The following is a 20,626-nucleotide window of genomic DNA, read 5'->3' as shown; positions in this document are numbered from 1 at the left end:
GTCAGCGCGTGGATTCGGTCAGGCGGCGCTTCACGTAGTCGCTCACCGTGCCGATCATCGTGTCCATGTGGGGCTCTTCGAAGAAGTGGCCCGCGCCCTCGATCTGCTCGTGGGTGACGGTGATGCCCTTCTGCTCCTGCAGCTTGCTGACCAGCGAGGTGGTGTCCGCGGGCGGTGCCACGCGGTCGGCGGTGCCGTTGATGATCAGGCCCGAGGAGGGGCAGGGCGCGAGGAACGAGAAATCGTACATGTTCGCGGGCGGCGCGACCGAGATGAAGCCGGTGATCTCGGGGCGGCGCATCAGCAGCTGCATCCCGATCCAGGCCCCGAAGGAGAAGCCCGCAACCCAGCAATGCTTGGAGTTGTTGTTCATCGACTGCAGGTAGTCGAGGGCCGAGGCCGCATCCGACAGCTCGCCCACGCCCTGGTCGTATTCGCCCTGGCTGCGTCCGACGCCGCGGAAATTGAAGCGCAGAACGGTGAAACCCATGTTATAGAAGGCGTAGTGAAGGTTGTAGACAACCTTGTTGTTCATCGTGCCCCCGAACTGAGGATGCGGGTGCAGCACGATGGCAATCGGGGCGTCCTTGTCTTTCTGGGGGTGGTAGCGGCCTTCGAGGCGGCCTTCGGGTCCGGGGAAGATGACCTCGGGCATGTGTGCCTTGTCTCCTGCGGCGGTCGGGCTTAATTCTTGACAGAATTGGTAGGCGACCTTAGAACGGTTCTAAATCAGTCGTTAGACCGACTGGCTGTCAAGCGAGATAAGGCTTGGGGGCCATGAGGTCAATTCATTCGCGTGTTCTGACGGAGATCCGGTCATGAAACTCAGCACCAAGGGGCGCTATGCGATGGTTGCCCTCGCGGACATGGCGCTGCAGCCCAAGGAATGCCTTGTGACGCTGGCCGAGATTTCCAAGCGGCAGTCGATCTCGCTGCCCTATCTGGAACAGCTCTTCGTCAAGCTGCGCCGGGCGGGGCTCGTGGTGTCGGTGCGCGGCCCGGGCGGCGGCTATCGCCTGTCGCGGCCCGCGGCAGAGATTCGCGTGGTCGACGTGCTCTCGGCAGTGGATGAAACCGTCAGCGCCATGCACAAGGGGGCGGGCGCCAGCGGCGGTGCCTCGGGCAGCCGCGCCCAGTCGGTGACGAACCGCCTGTGGGAAGGGCTCTCGGCCCATGTCTATGTCTTCCTGCACCAGACCAGCCTCGGCGACGTGGTGAAGAACGGCCTCGCGCCGTGCCCGGCCGTGCCCACGCTCTTTGCCGTGGTGGACGAAGAGGACAGCACCCCCGCCGAAGAGGTCAGCGAGGCGTGACAAGCGGCATCGCATACGGGCCCCGGCCTCTCGTTAAAGATCTACGCAGCGTCCATCTTCGGAACGGTGCGGCAGAGGGGATGCGCTGATGGCCCCGCGTACCTATCTTGATTTCAACGCCACCACGCCCCTGCGGCCCGAGGCCCGCGCCGCGATGATCGCGGCGATGGACGTGGCCGGGAACCCCTCGTCGGTCCATGCCGAGGGGCGGGCGGCCAAGGCGCTGGTGGAACGCGCCCGCGCGCAGGTTTCGGCCGCGCTTGGGGCGGACGGGGCGGACATCGTCTTCGTCTCCTCGGCGACCGAGGCCGCGGCACTGGCACTTGCGGGCCGGGGGCTGGTCGGCGCGGACATCGAACACGACGCCGTCGGCGCCTGGATCGACCCGGTGCTGCCGGTCAGCCGCGACGGGATCGTCACGGTGGAAGACCCTGCCGCGACCTGCCTGCAACTCGCCAACAGCGAGACGGGCGTGCTTCAGGACCTGCCGCAGGGGCTGGCCGTCACGGATATGACGCAGGCCTTCGGCAAGCTGCCCGTGGCCTTCAACTGGCTGGGCTGCGACATGGCCCTCGTCTCGGCGCACAAGCTGGGCGGGCCCAAGGGCATCGGGGCGCTGGTGCTGCGCCGGGGCCTCGACGTGACCGCGCAGCTGAAGGGCGGCGGTCAGGAGATGGGGCGCCGGGCCGGGACCGAGAACATCCTCGGCATCGCGGGCTTCGGCGCCGCTGCCGAGGCCGCCGCGAAGGACCTCGATGCCGGGGTCTGGAAGGATGTGGCCACGCGCCGCGACCGGCTGGAGGCGATGATCGCCGAGGCCGCGCCGGAGGTGATCGTGGCCGGGCAGGGGGCGAAACGCCTGCCCAACACCTCCTGCCTGATCGCGCCCGGCTGGAAGGGCGAGACGCAGGTGATGCAGATGGACCTTGCCGGGTTCGCCATCTCGGCGGGGTCGGCCTGTTCCAGCGGCAAGGTGCGCGCCAGCAAGGTGCTGCGCGCCTATGGATTTGACGAGACCGAGGCCAGCAGCGCGATCCGCGTCAGCCTCGGCCCCGAAACGACAGACGATGACATTGCGCGCTTTGCCCAGACGTGGCTGGCGCGGCTGGAGAAACACCGCGCCCGCGCGGCGTGAGACGGAAGGAAGCGACATGACCGCACCCGATCAGAAAGAGCTCGAGGTTCGCGAGGGCGTCGACCGTGAAACGGTCGAGGCCGTCAAGAACATCGGCGACGCCTACAAGTACGGCTGGGAAACCGAGATCGAGATGGAATACGCGCCGATGGGCCTCAACGAGGACATCGTGCGGCTGATCAGCGACAAGAACGGCGAGCCGGAGTGGATGACCGAGTGGCGGCTGGAGGCGTTCAAGCGCTGGTTGACCAAGGAAGAGCCCGATTGGGCCATGGTTGACTACCCGGAGATCGACTTCCAGAAGCAGTATTACTATGCCCGTCCCAAGAGCATGGAGACCAAGCCCAAGTCGCTGGACGAGGTCGATCCCAAGCTGCTGGAAACCTACGAGAAACTCGGCATTCCGCTGAAGGAGCAGATGATCCTCGCCGGTGTCGAGGGCGCGGGCGAGACCCCCGCCGAGGGCAAGGAAGAGCGCCGCGTGGCCGTGGATGCCGTCTTTGACTCTGTCTCGGTCGGTACGACCTTCCAGGCCGAGCTGAAGAAGGCCGGCGTCATCTTCTGCTCGATCTCCGAGGCGATCCGCGAGCACCCCGAGCTGGTGAAGAAATACCTCGGCTCGGTCGTGCCGGTGAACGACAACTTCTACGCCACGCTGAACTCGGCCGTCTTCTCGGACGGGTCCTTCGTCTACGTGCCGCCGAACACGCGCTGCCCGATGGAACTGTCGACCTATTTCCGCATCAACGCGGAAAACACCGGCCAGTTCGAACGCACGCTGATCATCGCGGACAAGGGCTCCTACGTGTCCTACCTCGAAGGCTGCACCGCACCGCAGCGCGACACCGCGCAGCTGCACGCCGCCGTGGTCGAGATCATCGTCGAGGAAGACGCCGAGGTTAAGTATTCCACCGTGCAGAACTGGTTCCCCGGGGACGAGAACGGCAAGGGCGGTATCTACAACTTCGTGACCAAGCGTGCCGATTGCCGCGGCGACCGTGCCAAGGTGATGTGGACGCAGGTCGAGACCGGCTCTGCCGTGACGTGGAAATACCCGTCCTGCATCCTGCGCGGCGACGACAGCCAGGGCGAATTCTACTCGATCGCCATCGCCAACAACATGCAGCAGGCCGACACCGGCACCAAGATGATCCACCTTGGCAAGAACACCAAGTCGCGGATCGTCTCGAAAGGGATCTCGGCCGGACGGGCCCAGAACACCTATCGCGGGCAGGTCTCGATGCACAAGAAAGCCACCGACGCGCGGAACTACACCCAGTGTGACAGCCTGCTGATCGGCGACAAGTGCGGCGCCCACACGGTGCCCTACATCGAAGTGCGCAACAACTCGGCCCGGGTCGAGCACGAGGCGACCACCTCCAAGGTGGACGACGATCAGCTCTTCTACTGCCGTCAGCGCGGCATGGACGAGGAAGAGGCTGTCGCCCTCGTGGTCAACGGCTTCTGCCGCGACGTGCTGCAGGCGCTGCCGATGGAGTTCGCCATGGAAGCGCAGCAGTTGGTGGCGATCTCGCTCGAAGGCTCGGTGGGCTGATCATGTCGGGCCGCGCCACCTTCACCGCCGCCGTCGTGCTGGCCGCCCTCGCGGCGGCGGGCCTGACGGTTGCGGTTGCCTCGGCCCTCGGGCTGTTCGAGGGGGCGCGGCTGCACATGGCAATCGTGCTCGGGCTGACGGCGGTCGCTGTCTTCGCGCTCGGCCGTGGCCGGATCGGAAAGGATCACGGATGATCGTCTCTCTCGCAATGCAATCGCTTGGCGTCGGGATCGGCGTCTTTGTCGGCATCCTGATCGGCCTTGGCATGCGCAAGCGCAAGGGCAACGTCGAGGGGCTGCTGGCGGGCTCGGTCGTGCTGACGGCGCTGGCCGCCGGGGCACTGGCGATGGCCGTCATGATGGCGCTGAAATACGTCAGCGGCTGAGACACCGTAAGGCAGGAGCGGGCAGGATGATCATCACCACCACCAACAGCGTCGAGGGACGCCGGATCACCGACTACAAGGGCGTGGTCGTGGGCGAGGCGATCATGGGGGCCAACGTGGTGCGCGATCTCTTCGCCTCGATCACCGATGTGATCGGGGGCCGGTCGGGCGCCTACGAGAGCAAGCTGCAGGACGCGCGCGACGTGGCCTTCCGCGAGCTTGAGGCGCGGGCCGCGACGCTGGGGGCCAATGCCATCGTCGGGGTCGATCTCGACTACGAGGTGGTGGGCCAGTCGATGCTGATGGTCTCGGTCTCCGGGACTGCCGTGGTGCTGGACTGAGGCGGAGCGCGACGTGCCGGATACCGCCCCCTCGCTGCCGCGTCCCGAGCTGACGCTGCCCGCGGCCGAAGCCGCGGCGCTGCGGGCCGCCTACGGGGCGGCGCAGGGCATTCTCGAATACGGCTCTGGCGGGTCCACCGTCATGGCCGCCGAGATGCCGGGCAAGCAGGTGGTCGCGGTGGAAAGCGACGCCGACTGGGCCGCGATGATGCAGGCGTGGTTCGCCCAGAACCCGCCCGCAAGCGCGGTGGAGGTCCGTCACGCCGATATCGGCGGGACCGAGAACTGGGGCTATCCGCTGGACGACAGCGGCTGGCGCGGCTTCGCCGCCTACCCGCTGGGGGTCTGGGACGATCTGGCGTTCCACCCTGACGTGGTGCTGGTGGACGGGCGTTTCCGTCTCGGCTGCGCCATGGCGACGGCCTTCCGGATCAGCCGCCCCGTGGCGCTGCTGGTCGATGACTACAGTGACCGGCCGGAATACCGCCCGGTCGAGGAATTTCTGGGGCAGCCGGTCATGACCGGCCGGCTGGCCCGGTTCGATATCACGCCGCAGCCGGTCCCGGCGGACCACCTGCTGCGGCTCATGGAATGGATGCAGACCCCGTGAGGGCTGCCTGCAAAGGATGAAAGATATGCTGGAAATCAAGAACCTCCACGTGAAGCTGGAAGAAGAGGACAAGCAGATCCTCAAGGGTGTGAACCTGACCGTCGAGGCGGGCAAGGTACATGCGATCATGGGCCCGAACGGTTCGGGCAAGTCGACCCTGTCCTACGTCCTGTCGGGCCGCGACGGCTATGAAGTGACCGAAGGCTCGGCCACGCTGGAAGGCGAGGACCTGCTGGAGGCGGAACCCGAAGAGCGCGCCGCGGCGGGCCTCTTCCTTGCGTTCCAGTATCCGGTGGAAATCCCCGGCGTCGGCAACATGACCTTCCTGCGCACCGCCCTGAACGCACAGCGCAAGGCCCGCGGCGAGGACGAGATCAGCGCGACCGACTTCCTCAAGCTGGTGCGCGAGAAGGCCAAGACCCTGAAGATCGACGCCGAGATGCTGAAGCGTCCCGTCAACGTCGGCTTCTCGGGCGGTGAGAAGAAGCGGAACGAGATCCTGCAGATGGCCGTACTGGAGCCGAAGATGTGCATCCTCGACGAGACCGACTCGGGCCTCGACGTGGACGCGATGAAACTGGTCTCCGACGGCGTGAACGCGCTGCGCGACGAAGGCCGCGGCTTCCTCGTGATCACCCACTACCAGCGTCTTCTGGACCACATCAAACCGGACGTCGTGCACATCATGGCGAACGGCCGCATCATCAAGACCGGTGGCCCCGAGCTGGCGCTGGAAGTCGAGAAGAACGGCTATGCGGACATCCTGGCGGAGGAAGCCTGATGCAATCGCCCAAAGTTGCCCTGCGCGCGCGCAAGGACGAGGCGACCGAAGCCCGTCTTGCGACGCTGACCCTGCCCGAAACCGGCGGCTGGCTGGACGGCCTGCGCGCTGACGCGCTGAGCCGCGTCCGTGCCATGGCGCTGCCCGGCCCCCGGGACGAATACTGGAAGTGGACCCGCCCCGAGACGCTGATCTCGCCCGAGGTGACGCCCGCCGCGCTCTTCCACGATGACGAGCCGCCGATGTTCGACGAGGTGGACCGCCTCAAGATCGTCTTCACCGCTGGCAAGTTCGACGCCGAGGCCTCAGACGATTTCGCGCTGGAAGGCCTGACCATCGAGCGTCTGGCCGAGGCCGGCGCGACCGATCTGCACTGGGCCCGCGACCTCTATGGCACGCTGGAAACCAACGGTCAGACCCCGGTGGAACGTCCGCTTGCCGCGCTGAACACGGCCTTTGCCACCGATGGCGTGCTGATCCGCGTCACCGGCAAGGTCTCCAAGCCCGTCAGCCTGATCTACCGCCGCGAGAGCGAAGCCTCCGAGGCGATCCTGCACCACGTCGTGAAAGTGGAGCAGGGCGGCGAGATGACCCTGCTGGAGAACGGCCCGGCGGCCGCGCGCTTCAACAAGGTGCTGGAGGTCGAGGTGGCCGACGAGGCGACCTTCCACCACGTCCGGACCCAGGCCCGCGACCACGAACGCCGCGCCGTGACCCACATCTTCGCGCGCCTCGGCCGTGAGAGCGTGTTCAAGAGCTTCACCGTCACCATGAACGGCGTGCTGACGCGCAACGACTGCGTGATCGAGCTGACCGGCGATGACGCGGTGGCCCACGTGGCCGGTGCGGCGCTTGGCGATGGCGACTTCCACCACGACGACACCGTCTTCGTGACCCATGACGCGGTGAACTGCGAAAGCCGCCAGGTCTTTAAGAAGGTGCTGCGCAACGGCGCCGTGGGTGTCTTCCAGGGCAAGATCCTCGTGAAGGAAGGCGCGCAGAAGACCGATGGCTACCAGATCAGCCAGTCGCTTCTGCTGGACGATGACAGCCAGTTCCTCGCCAAGCCGGAGCTCGAGATCTACGCCGATGACGTGGCCTGCTCGCACGGCTCGACCTCCGGTGCGATCGACGAGACCGCGCTCTTCTACCTGCGCTCGCGCGGGGTGCCGACGGATCAGGCGACCAACCTGCTGACGCTGGCCTTCCTCGCAGAGGCGCTGGACGAGATCGACAGCGAAGAGCTGTCGGGCCTGATCCTTGCCCGCCTTGAAGGCTGGCTGGAGCGGCGTCGCGGCTGATGTCGATCCTGCGCGACATCGCGGCCACCTACCGGAGGCCGGGGGCGGTTCTGCGCCGCCACCTCCGGGCAGGGGAGCGCGAGGACAGGGCGCTGGCCACGCTGATGGCGGGCTGCGTGCTGATCTTCGTGGCGCAATGGCCGCGGCTGTCGCGTGAGGCCTTTCTCACCGGCGCGGAGCTGAGCCCGCTGCTCGGCTCCACGCTGATGGCCTGGGTCTTCCTTGCGCCGCTGCTGCTTTACGGCATCGCCGCGGTGGCGCACGTGGGGGCGCGGATTGCGGGCGGACGCGGGACATTCTACACCGCGCGCATGGCGCTCTTCTGGTCGATCCTCGCCTCCGCGCCGATGTTGCTGCTCCATGGCATGGTGGCAGGCTTCATCGGGCCCGGTCCGGCGCTCGACCTCGTGGGGCTGGCATGGCTGGCCGTCTTCCTGTGGTTCTGGATCGCAGGCATGCGGGTGGCCGAATGGCCCCTCGCACCCGCAGGGGCCGCGACCGGACAGGAGTGACGATGAGTTTCGACGAGATCAAGGCGCTGGTGCTGATGTCGCTGGTGGAACCGGGCAAGGCCGGGCGCCAGCTGCTGAGCCTGCGCCCGCCGCAGAGCGCCGTCTGGACGGCCATGGGCCTGCTGGCGGTGCTGAACGGCATTCTTTACGGGCTGCTCTTCGCGCCGGTGGACGTGTTGCCGCCGATGCTGCGCTCGCCCTTCGCCCTGGCCGGGCTGATCGGCACGGCCATGGTCGGCATGACCGTGATCATGATGCAGGCCGGCCGTCTTCTGGGCGGCACCGCGCTGCTGGGGGACATGGCACTGGTCGTCGTCTGGCTTCAGGCGCTGCGTCTCGCGGCGCAACTGGCAGTCAGCGCGATCTCGCTGCTGATCCCGATGCTCGGCGGCCTGCTGGGCATGGCGGCAGGGTTCTGGGGGCTCTTCGTCCTCGGCGGTTTCCTGGCCGCCGTCCATGGCTTTACCGGCTGGGGCAAACCGGCCGCGCTGATGCTGATGACCGGCCTGCTGCTGGCCTTTCTGCTCTCCTTCGTGCTGGCGGCCTTCGGCGTCGCCCCCGCGACCGTTGAAGGAACCCTCTGATGTATGACGTCAACGCCATCCGCGCCGACTTCCCGATCCTGTCGCGGGAGGTGAACGGCGTGCCGCTGGTCTACCTCGACAATGGCGCCTCGGCGCAGAAGCCGCAGGTGGTGATCGACGCGATCACGCAGGCCTATTCCATGGAATACGCCAACGTGCACCGCGGCCTGCACTTCCTGTCCAACCTCGCGACCGAGAAGTACGAGGCCGTGCGCGGCAAGATCGCGCGCTTCCTCAACGCCGCCTCCGAGGATGAGATCGTCATGAACTCGGGCACCACCGAGGGGATCAACATGGTCTCCTACGGCTGGGCCGCGCCGCGCCTGAAGGAAGGGGATGAGATCATCCTCTCCGTGATGGAGCATCACGCCAATATCGTGCCGTGGCATTTCCTGCGCGAACGTCAGGGTGTCGTGCTGAAGTGGATCGAGCCCGAGGCCGACGGCTCCTTCAACCCGCAGAAGGTGCTGGAGGCCATCGGGCCCCGGACCAAGCTGATCGCCGTGACCCAGTGTTCCAACGTGCTGGGCACCATCGTCGACGTGAAGACGATCTGCGCCGGGGCCCGCGCCGCCGGTGTGCCCGTGCTCGTGGACGGCTCGCAGGGCGCGGTGCACATGCCCGTGGACGTGCAGGACATCGGCTGCGATTTTTACGCCATCACCGGGCACAAACTCTATGGCCCCTCCGGCTCTGGCGCGATCTATATCAAGGCCGAGCGGATGGAGGAGATGCGTCCCTTCCTCGGCGGCGGCGACATGATCAAGGAAGTCACCCGCGACGGCATCTGCTATGCCGAGCCGCCGCTGAAGTTCGAGGCCGGCACGCCGGGCATCGTCCAGATGATCGGCCTTGGCGTGGCGCTCGACTACATGACCGGTGTCGGCATGGAGGCGATTGCGGCCCATGAGGCGGACCTCGCGGCCTATGCGACCGAGAAGTTCAAGGGGCTGAACTGGATCAACATTCAGGGGCAGGCCCCGGGCAAGGCCGCGATCTTCTCGCTCACCCTCGACGGGGCGGCGCATCCGCATGACATCTCGACCATCCTCGACAAGAAGGGCGTTGCCGTCCGCGCCGGGCACCACTGTGCCGGGCCGCTGATGGAGCATCTGGGCGTCACCGCCACCTGCCGGGCCTCCTTCGGGATGTACAACACCCGCGCCGAGGTGGACGCGCTGATCGAGGCGCTGGAACTGGCCCACGATCTCTTCGCCTGAGGCCGCGCAGAAAACTCTTGCGGCAGAGGCTGCCATGCCCGGGCCCGGTCTTCCCATGTGAAGATCGGGCCCGAAGTCGTTTTCGGGGCGCAATTTTCGCCCCGAAGGGCAGGGGACGCCGACGTCAAGAAACGGGCAGGGCGGCGGAAAACGTCATCGAATGTCCTGTTTGCGACCTTGAGCGGTTTTCATCTGGCCTATGTCCTGTAGCATGCCCTCAGGGTAACGACAGAAGGAGACAGGGATGCCCCTTGCGCAGAACGCCGACGAGATTTCCGATATCGCCTTTGGATTCATGGGATCGAAGGCACTCTTCTCGGCCTTGCAATTCGGGGTGTTCACCCATCTCTCGGGCGGGGAAAAGACCGCCGCTGAGTTGGCCGAGGCCGCCGGGATCGGCGAAGACGCCATGATGACGCTGCTCACGAGCCTCGCGGGCCTTGGCCTTGTGGCGGTGGAGGATGGCAAGTTCTCCAATGCGCCCGCCTCCGAGGCCTTCCTCGTGAAGGGGGCGAAATACGACTTCGGCCCCTATCTCGAATTGCAGGTCGGCAAGCAGATGTATCCGCTGCTCGACCAGATCGAGGATGCCCTGCAGGGCAAGCTGAAGGAGGAGGACACCGGCTCCTACGCCGAATGGTTCTCGGACCCGGAAGAGGCCAGGCTCTATTCCGAGAGCCAGCACGCGGGTTCGCTCGGGCCGGCACGGCAGCTGGCCAAGGCGCTGGACCTGTCGCAGGCGGAGGCGATGCTGGACGTGGGCGGCGGCACCGGCGCCTTCGCGATCACGCTCTGCCAGAAGAACCCGCAGCTCAAGGCGACCGTGCTGGAGTTTCCCAACGTCGCCGCCCTCGGGCGCCGCTACGTGGCCGAGGCGGGGCTTTCCGACCGGGTGATCTACGACGACGGCAACGCGCTGGAGACGGGCTTTCCGGGCGGGCAGGACGTGGTGCTCATGTCCTATCTCTTCTCCGGCGTGCCCGGCGAGGCCCACGAGGACCTGATCAAGCGCGCCTATGACGCGCTCAAACCCGGCGGGCGGCTGCTGATCCACGATTTCGTGGTGGATGCGGACCGGTCCGGGCCCAAGCTGGCGGCGCTCTGGCAGTTGCAGCACACCGCCTTCACCCCCGAGGCGCGGTCGCTCGACGCGGGCTGGCTGGAAGAGGCGCTGACCGCCGCGGGCTTCGAACAGGCCTCCGTCGGGACGATGATCCCCGAGATGACCATGCTGGCGCAGGGCGTGAAACCGGACTGACGCAGGCCGCCGCCCGGGCCACGGGGCAGGGCATTCCCGCCGCCGCGCGGCCCGTTCCGCCCGGGCTCAGGCCCGGCGTGGCCGGCATGAAAACTGTCCCCAAGGAAATCGACTTACCCCATTGCGCGGGTCCCGGTGATGGGGTAAGTCACCGCGACACGCACCCGTAGCTCAGCTGGATAGAGCGCTGCCCTCCGAAGGCAGAGGCCAGAGGTTCGAATCCTCTCGGGTGCGCCACTTCCCCGCACATCCCCTTGATATCGCTGCCTGGCTTTCGTTTTGCGCTGTGCGCGTCCCGCTGCCCGCCATCGGCGGTGCCGACGGCAGGCAGGGTCGGTGCGGCCGTCAGGGCATCTGTGCCGCGATCCAGCGGGCGAACTCGTAGTTCGGGCGCTCGAGGTGGCTGAGAGAGCCCGGCACGGCGAGGCGGCCCTGCATGCCGTTCCAGACCCGCTCGGTACAGCCGCGATCCTCGTCGTTCACGTGGTCCAGCAGCCCCTTCAGCGTGGCGAAATGGGCCTCGGCCTCGGGATCGGCGGCGAAGTCGGGATGCAGCCCGCCGCCGTAGACGATCTTGACCTTGCCGGGCTCCGCCCCGGGGGCGAGGCAGAGGTACCAGAAATACCCCGGCGTCAGGGTGATCAGCAGCGAAGGATAGATCGCCATCAGCCATGTGCGATAGCGGTCTTCTCCCTCAAGGGTCGTGTTGTCCTTGTGGGCGATGGAGAGGGCGATCGAATCGTCCTTGAGGATGTGGTGGTAGTTGAAGGCGGCCTTGCCCTCGGGACAGGTCATCTTGCGCAGGTCCACCGCGCCGCCGATGGTCCCGCCGTGGCACATGGGCAGGTGATAGCTCTCCATGAAATTCTCGGCGAGGATCTTCCAGTTGGTGTCCCAGAGGTGGTCCTCGCGGAAGGTCTCCACGTAGCGGCTCATGTCGAGGTAGCCGACGAGGTCATCGACCTCGGCCAGTTGCTCGGCCGGGTCGGGCAGGTCGGGGTTGAGGGTGACCATGATCCAGCCCTGCCAGTCGACGCAGCGGATCGCGGGCAGCCCGTGATCGGCCTTGCAGAAGCCCTTGTTCATGTCCATCGCGGGCGCCCCGCGCAGCGAGCCGTCGAGCGAATAAGTCCAGGCGTGGTAGGGGCAGGTGATGACACGCACGTTGCCGCGCCCTTCCAGCAGGGTCGACATCCGGTGGCGGCAGGTGTTGGACATGGCGCGCAGCGCGCCCTCCCGGTCCCGCAGGATCAGAACCGGGTCGCCCGCGATCTCCATCGTCAGGTAGTCGCCCGGGTCCTTCAGCGCGTCCGCACGCCCGGCGCAGAGCCAAGACTTGGCAAAGACGTGTTCCTGCTCCAGCGCCATGAAGTCGGGCGAGGTATAGACCGAGACCGGCATGGCGCGGGCCTGATCGAAGGGCAGGGCGACGTTGGCGCGCAGCTCGGCTGCGGGATCATGGATGTTCATGGGCGGCCTCCTTCCGGCAGATGCGGGACCCGCTGGGTCCGCCGAAAGCTTCCGCCCGGAACGGGGCCGCTGGCAAGAGAAGTGTTTCCGCAGGGGAAGCGCCACGGCGTTTTTTGGTCGCAGAGCTTGTTTGTATGCCAACAAGCTGCGCAATGCGGGTTGGTCTGCGGGGCAGGGGCGGCGGCCTGCGCGTCGGGGACCGGACAGGTGGCGCGAAAACGGCCCGCCCCGGTTGGGGCGGGCCGCGGGATGCGGTCGCGGGCCGCGATCAGAAGATGAAGTCGTCCGCCGAGATCGGCGCGACATAGCCCACATCGCTGAAGGCGGTGTTGCGCAGGTAGATCTCGTCCGTGCCTGCCACGATCACCGCCGTGCCCCCGTCATTGACGAGGTGGTTGTTCAGCAGGTCCCAGAAGCTGACGATCTCGGTCACGCCGGAGAGGTCGATCTTCTCGGCGTCATCCGCATCGAAGCCGACCAGCGTGTCGTTGCCGAAGCCATCCGCGAAGATGAAGGTGTCGATCCCGCCGGCGCCTTTCAGCGTATCGTCGCCAGCCCCCCCGATGAGCGTGTCGTTGCCGCCACCACCACGAAGCTGGTCGTCGCCATCGCCGCCTTCCAGCAGGTCCCAGCCGAAGCCGGAACCGCCCCGCAGAAGGTCGTCGCCGTCGCCGCCAAGGATCGTGTCGGAGCCGAGGCCGCCGTTGATCTTGTCGTTGTCGCCGCCGCCGTCGAGCAGGTCGTTGCCGTCGTCGCCGTAGAGCCTGTCGAAGCCGAAGCCGCCATCCACCGTGTCGTCGCCCGAGCCGCCGCGCAGAACGTCGCCGCTGCCCTCGCCAGAGAGCAGGTCGTTGCCGTCCTCGCCGTCCAGCTCGTCCTTGCCGGTGCCGCCCAGCAACGTGTCGTTGCCGGCCCCGCCGAGGAGCGTGTCGTCATCGGTGCCGCCGTTCAGGCTGTCCGCGCCGCTGCCGCCGTTGAGGGTGTCGTCTCCGGTTCCGCCAAGCAGCGTGTCGTTGCCGGCGCTGCCCTGCAGGTCGTCGTCCCCGGTGCCGCCATCGAGGAGGTCGTCATCGGCGCCCCCAATCAGCTCATCCGCACCGTCTCCGCCTTCCAGCGTGTCATCGCCACTGCCACCGGCCAGCGTATCGCTGCCGGCATCGCCGAGCAGGCTGTCGTTGCCGTCTCCGCCATCAAGGTCGTCGTCGCCATTGGCACCGATCAGCGTGTCGCTGCCCGTCCAGCCGAGGAGCAGGTCATCGGCGAGGCCGCCGTTGAGCAGGTCGTTTCCGACCCCGCCGCGCAGCGTGTCCGCGCCGTCGTTGCCGATCAGCGTATCGGCGCCATTGCCCCCGATCAGGTCGTCATCGCCGCCGCCGCCCAAGAGGCTGTCTGCCCCGTCGCCGCCATCCAGCGTGTCGTTGCCATTGCCGCCGTCCAGCGTATCGGCGCCAGCACCGCCCTCGAAGAGGTTGTCATAGCCGCCGTTGCCGATGACGAGGTTTGCACCGGCGTCGCCGATCACGGTGGAGGCGTTGGAGACCTCCACGTTCTCGATCGCCACGATCCCGCCAAGCACCGCACCGCCCGTGCCGCGGAACTGGCCCGCGCCAAGGTCGATCACCCGGTTGAGGCTGGAGACGAGCGCGAAGGTATCCGTCCCGCCGCCACCGTTGAAGACATTGCCCGACACGCCGGTCCCGGTCTGGGAATAGCGCAGCAGGTCGTTGCCCGCCCCGCCAAGCAGCGTGTCCGGCGCGGCGTCATAGCCCGCCCCGGTGCCGCTGCTGCCGTCGAGCGTGTCGTTGCCGTCCCCGCCCAGCAGGCTGTCGGAGCCGGTGCCGCCATAGAGCAGGTCGTTGCCGGTGCCGCCGTCCAGCGTATCGTCGCCGCCGGCACCATTGAGCGTGTCGTTGCCGTCGTTGCCCTCCAGCAGGTTCGCGGTGCCCGCGCCGGTGAGGTTATCCGCGAAGGCCGAGCCGAAGATGCCCTCGATCGCGAAGAGCGTGTCGCCGTTCGCCTCGCCGCCCACGCCGGTGCCGCTGCCCAGCGAAACCGTGACCGGGCCGCCGCTGTTGCGGTAGTCGGCCATGTCGAAGCCCGCGCCACCGCGCATCTCGTCCGCGCCCGCGCCACCGTTCAGCGTATCGGCACCGTCGCCCCCGAAGAGCACATCGCCGCCGCCATCGCCCGCGAGGCTGTCGCCGCCGCCTTCGCCGAAGAGCGTATCGGCATTGCCGCCGCCCGACAGCGTGTCATTGCCAAAGCCGCCGAAAAGCTGATCGGCCTGTCCGGTGCCGCCGATCCAGTCATGGGACACCGAGGTGTCAAAGACGAAGTTGGCCGCGGTGAAGGGGAAGCCCACGCCGCCGACGAAGACCGTCGAGGTGTCCACCCCGGCCCAGGTCACCGTGAAGACCGCATCCAGCCCGTTGCCCGACAGCAGTTCCTGCACGGTGGCATAGTCCCCGATGCCGAGGCCGCTGACATCGAACTTGTCCTCCGCGACGTCGAAATCCTCGATCCGGTCGGTCTCGGCCAGCGTGTCGGGGCCTGCCGCGATGAAGGTGTCCGCCATCTGGCCGCCGATCAGCGTGTCGTCGCCTTCGCCGCCGTCGAGGATGTCATTGCCGTAGTTGCCGTGCAGGTAGTCGTTGCCCGCACCGCCGAAGATCGTGTCGTCACCGTCCCCGGTGTCGTTGGTGGTGCTGTAGGCACCGTAGAGCGTGTCGTCGCCCTCTTCGCCAAAGAGGCGATCCCCGGCGTCATTGCCGCGCAGGTAGTCGCCGCCATCGGCGCCGAAGATGTCGTCGCGGCTGCTGGTCCCGGTGCGCAGGTTGTAGCCGGTGCCCGTGGCAAAGATGAAATCAGCCGCCGTGAGCGAGCCGGGATCGGCAAGCCCCTGAAGCCGGGTCACGTTTTCTTCGCCGCCATAGTAGACGCGGATCAGCGTGTCGCCGCTGTCGGCCTCCAGCAGTTGCTGCACCGTGGCGAAGTCCCCGATGTTCAGGTTGCTGACGTCGATCCGGTCGCCCTGTGCCTGGCTGAAGTCGCTGATCAGGTCGACATCGTTGACCGCGGTGCTGTCGGTGCTGTTCGCCTCGAAGATATCCGCGCCAGCCCCGCCGGTCAGCGTGTTCTCCCCGGTGCCGTCCGTCAGGTAGTCCGCCCCTCCACCGCCGAGGAGAAGGTCGTCGCCCTGGCCGCCGACCAGCGTGTCGTCGTCGCCGTCGCCATAGAGCAGGTCATCGCCGTAGTTGCCGTGCAGGTAGTCGTTGCCCGCACCGCCATAGATCGTGTCGGCGCCGTCCCCGGTGTCGTTGGAGGAACTGTAGGCGCCGTAGAGCGTATCGTCGCCCTCTTCGCCGAAGAGGCGATCCCCGGCATCGTTCCCGCGCAGGTAGTCACCGGCATCCGCGCCGAAGAGGTCGTCACGCTGGCTCGTGCCCGTGCGCAGGTCGTATCCGGTGCCCGTGGCAAAGATGAAATCACCCGCGTCGAGCGCACCGGCGTTCGCGATCCCCTGAAGGATGGTCTGCGATTCTTCGCCGGCGTAGAAGACGCTCAGGGTCGAATTGCCGCCGCTGGAGCTGAGCAGCCGCTCGACCGTGGCGAAGTCGCCGATGTTCAGCGCGCTGACGTCGATCCGGTCGCCCTGGGCGGTGTTGAAGTCGGTGACCGTGTCGGCCTCGTTCACGCCGACATCTTCCGTGGTGTTCGCGGCAAAGATATCCGCACCGGCCCCGCCGGTCATGGTGTTGTTGCCGACGCCGTCCGAGAAGAAGTCGTCCCCCGAACCGCCGATCATGAGGTCGTCGCCGAAGGCGCCGATCAGCGTATCGTTACCGGTCCCGCCATAGAGCGTGTCTTCACCGTAGTTGCCGTGCAGGTAGTCGTTGCCCGATCCGCCGAAGAGCGTGTCGTTGCCGTCGCCGGTGTCATTCGACGTGCTGTAGGCGCCGTAGATCGAGTCGTCGCCGTCTTCCCCGAAGAGGCGGTCCGCGCCGTCGTAGCCGCGGATGTAATCGCCGCTGTCTGCACCGAAGAGATCATCGCGGTCGTTGCTGCCGCTGACCAGGTTGTAGCCGGTCCCGGTGGCGAAGATGAAATCGCCTGCGCTCAGGCTGCCGGGGTTGGAGATCCCTTCGAGGACCGTCGAATGTTCAACGCCGTCCCTGAAGAACGAGAAGACCGTATCGCCGTTGGAGGAGCTGAGCAGCTGCTGCACCGTGGCGAAGTCCCCGATGTTGAGCTCGCTGACGTCGATCCGATCGCCCTCGGCCTTGCTGAAATCGGTGATCGTGTCGACTTCGTTCGGGCCGGAGTAGGTGGAGGTATTCGCGGCAAAGATATCCGCGCCCGCGCCGCCGGTCAGCGTGTTGTCGCCCGCACCGTCCACGAGGGAATCGTCGCCGTCCCCGCCTTCGAGAAGGTCATTGCCGAGGCCGCCGACGAGGGTGTCGTTGTCCGTGCCGCCGTAGAGAAGATCGTCGCCGAAATTGCCGTGCAGGTAGTCGTTGCCCGATCCGCCGAAGAGCGTGTCGTCGCCGTCGCCGGTGTCATTCGACGTGCTGTAGGCGCCGTAGATCGAGTCGTCGCCGCTTTCGCCGAAGATCCTGTCCCCGCCGTCATAGCCGCGCAGGTAGTCTCCCCCGTCTGCACCGAAGATGTCGTCGCGTCCGCTGGTGCCCGCGATGAGGTTGTAGCCGGTGCCGCTGGCAAAGATGAAGTCCGACGCGGTCAGGGTGGTGTGGTCGCCAACGCCGTTGATCACGTAGATCGAGGCAACGCCGTTGGAATAGGTGGTGATGTAGCTGTTCGTGCCATCGGAGCTCAGCAATTCCTGGACGGTCTCGAACGCCCCGATGTTCAAACCGCTGACATCCCAGGGGGGCGCGGAGAGGGGAATCGCCTCTGCCTGTCCGTTTTTGGTCGGGACTGCGCCGCCACCTGAAAGCTGAGTTCCCGGAATTCCTTTTGAGTACAACGTCATAATCGCTTCCCCCGAGTATGAACCTTAGAAAGATAGGCGAGCCTTTGTCGGCGAAAATTTGCCGGCCTTAGGGGAAGTATCTCATTTTGGCCCGAATTGGGGCAACCCTGAATTCCCCCAATTGGGGGTTGTCAGCCTAATGGGGATCGAAATTTTGCAATAACACCAATAGGTTGATTTTTGACCAGCGGCCGGGGCAACGCGATTGGGGGCCGCCCGCGCAAGCGGGGGCGGCATGGTTGAAAGCTGGCTCTGCCGTCGCGCGTTGGCCTGTTTTCGGGCGTCAGGCCGTTGAACCGGTGGTCGTTTCCGGCGGTCCGCCGGGTGGCCACGGGGCCATCGAAAAGGGGCGGGCAGGGCGCGGCGCGCCCTGCCGGATGACGCTGGGTCGGGTCCCTGGAGAGGGGCCTGACTGTCCGGTCAGACGAAGAAGATGTCCGTTTCCAGCCCCACCTTGCTGTCGAGCCCGACAAGGGTGATCGTGTTGCCGCTGCCGAAGTCGAAGACCACATCCGCGCCGCTGTCATCGGCGAACTGGTTCACCACCTGCGCCGCGCTCAGGCCACCGCCCCAGAGCGCATCGTCGAGGCCGAGGTCTTCGCCGAGGACGTAGTCGGTGACCGTGTCCGCCTCGATCTGGCCGATGAAGACGAAGCGGTCGGAGCCCGCGCCGCCGGTCAGCGTGTCATTCCCGCCTCCGGCACGCAGGGTGTCATTGCCCGCATCGCCGCTCACGAGGTCGGCGCCGAAGGCGCCGGTCTGGGCGCTGTCGTAGAAGATGTCGTTGTCATCGCCGAGGTAGGCGCTGTCGCGCCCGTCGCCGCCATAGACCGTGTCCGACCCGGAACCGCCCACGAGGACGTCGTCCTGCGCGCCGCCGAAGAGCAGGTCATTGCCGCCTTCGCCGATCAGCGTGTCCGACCCGGCATTGCCCGCGATCGTGTCCGAGCCGTTGCCGCCGAAGACCTTGTCCGCGCCATAGGGATCGAACTGGCCGGTGTCGGTGAAGCTGTCGTTGCCGTCCTCGAGGTAGACGAGATCCTGCCCGTTGCCGCCGTTGACCGTGTCGTTGCCGGCCCCGGCCCAGATCGTGTCGTTCTGGTCGCCGCCATAGATCACGTCGTTGCCGAGACGGCCATAGATCAGGTCTGCGCCCGCGCCGCCGTAGAAGGCATCGTTGCCGTTGCCGCCCTGGATCGTGTCGTCGCCGTTGCCGGCATAGACCGTGTCCTGGCCCGCCACGCCGCCCTGGGCATTGTCGAGGAAGAGATCGTTGCCGTTCTCCAGCCAGACCTCGTCAGGGCCGTTGCCGCCATCCACGGTATCATTGCCATCGCCGGCCCAGATCGTGTCGTCCTGGTCGCCGCCGTAGATCAGGTCATTGCCGAGACGGCCATAGATCAGGTCCGCGCCTGCGCCGCCATAGAAGGCGTCGTTGCCGTTGCCGCCCTGGATCGTGTCGTTGCCATTGCCGGCATAGACCGTGTCACGGCCCGCGTCGCCGCCCTGGCCGTTGTCGACGAAGAGGTCGTTGCCATCTTCAAGCCAGGTACGGTCGGGCCCGTTGCCGCCATAGACGGTGTCGTTGCCGCCGCCTGCGTTGATCGTGTCGCCGTAATCGCCGCCATAGATCAGGTCATTGCCCAGGTGGCCAAGGATGCTGTCGGCGCCGCTGCCGCCAATCAGGATATCATCGCCCGCATAGCCCTGCAGCGTATCATCGCCGCCCGCGCCGTCGAGGCGGTCAGCCCGGTCGGTGCCGGTCATCAGCTCGCCCGCGGCGGTGCCGAGCAGGTTGACCCCGCCCTGCGGTTCCTGCGCCTCGGGGATCTCGAGGAAGATCCCGTGCATGTAGTCGGCGGTGCCGTCGACGAGCGCCCCGGAGGAATCGGCAAGCGACAGGAAAACCCGGCCGTCGGGCAGCAGGGACAGGTCGCCGAGCAGCTGGTAGCTCGTCGTGTTGGTCGTGATCACCGCGGGCGCGCTTTCGAGCGAGCCATCCGCGTTGATGATCACGCCCATGATGTCGGTATCGCCATAGGTCACCGCGTGGGACCATGCGACGAGGATGCGGTTGCCGGGCAGGCCGAGGATCTCGTAGGGGATCGCGCCGGGCTGCTGGACGGTGTCATCGGGCGTGGGGATCGAGATCGTGGACTGGTACTCGCCGCGATTGTTGAAGCGGTCGATCTGGAGCGCCTCGTCCCCGTCGGTGCCAAGCTGGCCTTCGTAACCATAGACCACGGCAAAGCCGCCGTCGGTGGTGGCCGCGATCCGCGGGGCCGAGACATAGCCGCCCGCGCTCTGGTTCGGCTGGGGATCATAGGCGATCATCACCGGGCCGCCAGCCCCCGGAAGCGTCGAGGGTGCCGAGGTCAGGTTGGGTGCCGAGAGCCGCACCTCGTAACCATAGAGATCACCGGCGAAGGAGACGAAGGCGAGGTCCCCGGAGCCGAGCTGCGCCGCGTCGAGGGTGAAGACATCGCCGGGCCAGATCTGGACCGGCGCGCCGAGGCTCTGACCGTCGTTGCCGATCACCCGGGCGTGGGTGCCGCCGCCTTCGTAGCCTTGGGCGCGATAGTCATAGATCACCACCGCGCCGCCGCCGGCAAGGCTGATGACGTTGGTATCGTTGACGTTGCTGTCGAGGATCGAGTTGTGGTCCGCCGGGTCGTAGCCGTCGAGGTTTGGCGAGACGAGCTTGGCCGGGCCTTCCGGCGTGCCGCCTGCGGTGTAGCTGCGGGCAAAGACGTCGTAGGTATAGATCGTCTCGCCGCTGCCTTCGACCTCATCCCGGTTCATCGTGACCCAGCCGACGACATAGCCCCCGTCGGAGAGGGCGGTGATCTCGGGCGTGCCGTGGGAGCCGACCCGCGTGTCGTTCACGATCGTGGCCGCGGTGGCGGGGGTGCCATCGGCATTCAGGACGCGGGTCCAGGTGTCGTAGTCGATCCCGGGAATGCTGCCGTCGCCGGGGTACTGGTATTCGTTCCAGGCCACCGCGACACGGCCGTCGCTCAGAACCGTGGCGACCGGATTGCTGCCGAGACGGCCGAACCAGCCCTCCCCGCTACCAAAGATGACGTCGTTCTGCGGGGTGATCGGCATTGGTAAATTCCTGATTTCAAACTCTGCCACCAGACGCCCGTGCGGCAGGTCCGGTCCCGGCGT

At 66.7% G+C, this 20,626-nt stretch carries 17 protein-coding genes and 1 tRNA gene; 14 read left to right on the top strand and 4 right to left on the bottom strand.

Features of this window, described 5'->3' with window-relative positions:
- Position 1 precedes the first annotated feature (1 nt).
- A complete protein-coding gene (locus LCM32_RS05670; protein WP_222489615.1) occupies positions 2 to 655 on the bottom strand; it encodes an alpha/beta hydrolase in 654 nt (217 codons plus the stop codon).
- Positions 656 to 818: 163 nt separating this feature from the next.
- On the opposite strand from LCM32_RS05670, the gene LCM32_RS05665 reads away from it, so the two are divergent.
- The 14 genes from LCM32_RS05665 to LCM32_RS05600 all read left to right on the top strand — a co-directional run bounded on the left by LCM32_RS05665 (position 819) and on the right by LCM32_RS05600 (position 11,232).
- Positions 819 to 1,313 (top strand): Rrf2 family transcriptional regulator, encoded by a 495-nt coding sequence (locus LCM32_RS05665; RefSeq protein WP_224820094.1) that lies wholly within the window; start codon positions 819 to 821, stop codon positions 1,311 to 1,313.
- An 88-nt stretch (positions 1,314 to 1,401) separates the two neighbouring features.
- Positions 1,402 to 2,448: a cysteine desulfurase family protein gene (locus tag LCM32_RS05660; protein WP_224820093.1), complete on the top strand. Its 1,047-nt coding sequence runs from the start codon at positions 1,402 to 1,404 to the stop codon at positions 2,446 to 2,448.
- A gap of 16 nt (positions 2,449 to 2,464) precedes the next feature.
- Positions 2,465 to 4,003, top strand: a complete 1,539-nt coding sequence (sufB, locus tag LCM32_RS05655; protein WP_224820092.1) for a Fe-S cluster assembly protein SufB — start codon at positions 2,465 to 2,467, stop codon at positions 4,001 to 4,003.
- A 2-nt stretch (positions 4,004 to 4,005) separates the two neighbouring features.
- A complete protein-coding gene (locus LCM32_RS05650) occupies positions 4,006 to 4,197 on the top strand; it encodes a hypothetical protein (RefSeq protein ID WP_224820091.1) in 192 nt (63 codons plus the stop codon).
- Positions 4,194 to 4,388 (top strand): hypothetical protein, encoded by a 195-nt coding sequence (locus LCM32_RS05645; RefSeq protein WP_224820090.1) that lies wholly within the window; start codon positions 4,194 to 4,196, stop codon positions 4,386 to 4,388. The genes LCM32_RS05650 and LCM32_RS05645 overlap by 4 nt, the downstream gene beginning before the upstream one ends.
- 26 nt (positions 4,389 to 4,414) lie before the next feature.
- Positions 4,415 to 4,729 (top strand): heavy metal-binding domain-containing protein, encoded by a 315-nt coding sequence (locus LCM32_RS05640; RefSeq protein ID WP_224820089.1) that lies wholly within the window; start codon positions 4,415 to 4,417, stop codon positions 4,727 to 4,729.
- 13 nt (positions 4,730 to 4,742) lie between these two features.
- Positions 4,743 to 5,339, top strand: coding sequence for a hypothetical protein (locus LCM32_RS05635; RefSeq protein WP_224820088.1), 597 nt, complete (start codon positions 4,743 to 4,745; stop codon positions 5,337 to 5,339).
- Between the two features lie 25 nt (positions 5,340 to 5,364).
- On the top strand, positions 5,365 to 6,120 hold the full coding sequence (sufC, locus tag LCM32_RS05630) for a Fe-S cluster assembly ATPase SufC (protein WP_224820467.1): 756 nt from the start codon (positions 5,365 to 5,367) through the stop codon (positions 6,118 to 6,120).
- A complete protein-coding gene (gene sufD / locus LCM32_RS05625; protein ID WP_224820087.1) occupies positions 6,120 to 7,421 on the top strand; it encodes a Fe-S cluster assembly protein SufD in 1,302 nt (433 codons plus the stop codon). The genes sufC and sufD overlap by 1 nt, the downstream gene beginning before the upstream one ends.
- Positions 7,421 to 7,933 carry a YIP1 family protein gene (locus LCM32_RS05620; protein ID WP_224820086.1) on the top strand — a complete coding sequence of 171 codons (513 nt, stop codon included), beginning with the start codon at positions 7,421 to 7,423 and terminating at the stop codon, positions 7,931 to 7,933. The genes sufD and LCM32_RS05620 overlap by 1 nt, the downstream gene beginning before the upstream one ends.
- A 2-nt stretch (positions 7,934 to 7,935) precedes the next feature.
- Positions 7,936 to 8,517 (top strand): YIP1 family protein, encoded by a 582-nt coding sequence (locus tag LCM32_RS05615; RefSeq protein ID WP_224820085.1) that lies wholly within the window; start codon positions 7,936 to 7,938, stop codon positions 8,515 to 8,517.
- Positions 8,517 to 9,737 carry a cysteine desulfurase gene (locus LCM32_RS05610; protein ID WP_224820084.1) on the top strand — a complete coding sequence of 407 codons (1,221 nt, stop codon included), beginning with the start codon at positions 8,517 to 8,519 and terminating at the stop codon, positions 9,735 to 9,737. Before LCM32_RS05615 ends, LCM32_RS05610 begins: the two co-directional genes overlap by 1 nt.
- Positions 9,738 to 9,981: 244 nt before the next feature.
- Complete coding sequence (locus LCM32_RS05605) at positions 9,982 to 10,995, top strand: acetylserotonin O-methyltransferase (RefSeq protein ID WP_224820083.1); 1,014 nt, start codon at positions 9,982 to 9,984, stop codon at positions 10,993 to 10,995.
- A 160-nt stretch (positions 10,996 to 11,155) separates the two neighbouring features.
- Positions 11,156 to 11,232, top strand: a tRNA-Arg gene (locus LCM32_RS05600).
- Between the two features lie 108 nt (positions 11,233 to 11,340).
- On the opposite strand, the gene LCM32_RS05595 is transcribed toward LCM32_RS05600, so the two are convergent.
- From LCM32_RS05595 to LCM32_RS05585, 3 genes are all read right to left on the bottom strand, one after another.
- Positions 11,341 to 12,465 (bottom strand): aromatic ring-hydroxylating oxygenase subunit alpha, encoded by a 1,125-nt coding sequence (locus LCM32_RS05595; protein WP_224820082.1) that lies wholly within the window; start codon positions 12,463 to 12,465, stop codon positions 11,341 to 11,343.
- 268 nt (positions 12,466 to 12,733) lie between these two features.
- The gene (locus LCM32_RS05590) at positions 12,734 to 17,335 is read right to left on the bottom strand and encodes a beta strand repeat-containing protein (RefSeq protein ID WP_224820081.1); all 4,602 of its coding nucleotides are present in this window, start codon (positions 17,333 to 17,335) and stop codon (positions 12,734 to 12,736) included.
- A 540-nt stretch (positions 17,336 to 17,875) separates the two neighbouring features.
- A complete protein-coding gene (locus LCM32_RS05585; RefSeq protein ID WP_224820080.1) occupies positions 17,876 to 20,563 on the bottom strand; it encodes a calcium-binding protein in 2,688 nt (895 codons plus the stop codon).
- Positions 20,564 to 20,626 lie beyond the last annotated feature (63 nt).

This window comes from Pseudooceanicola nanhaiensis (genome assembly GCF_020171315.1).
In the GTDB taxonomy this organism is placed as follows: domain Bacteria; phylum Pseudomonadota; class Alphaproteobacteria; order Rhodobacterales; family Rhodobacteraceae; genus Pseudooceanicola; species Pseudooceanicola nanhaiensis_A.
This window is presented reverse-complemented; position numbering and strand designations above follow the sequence as displayed.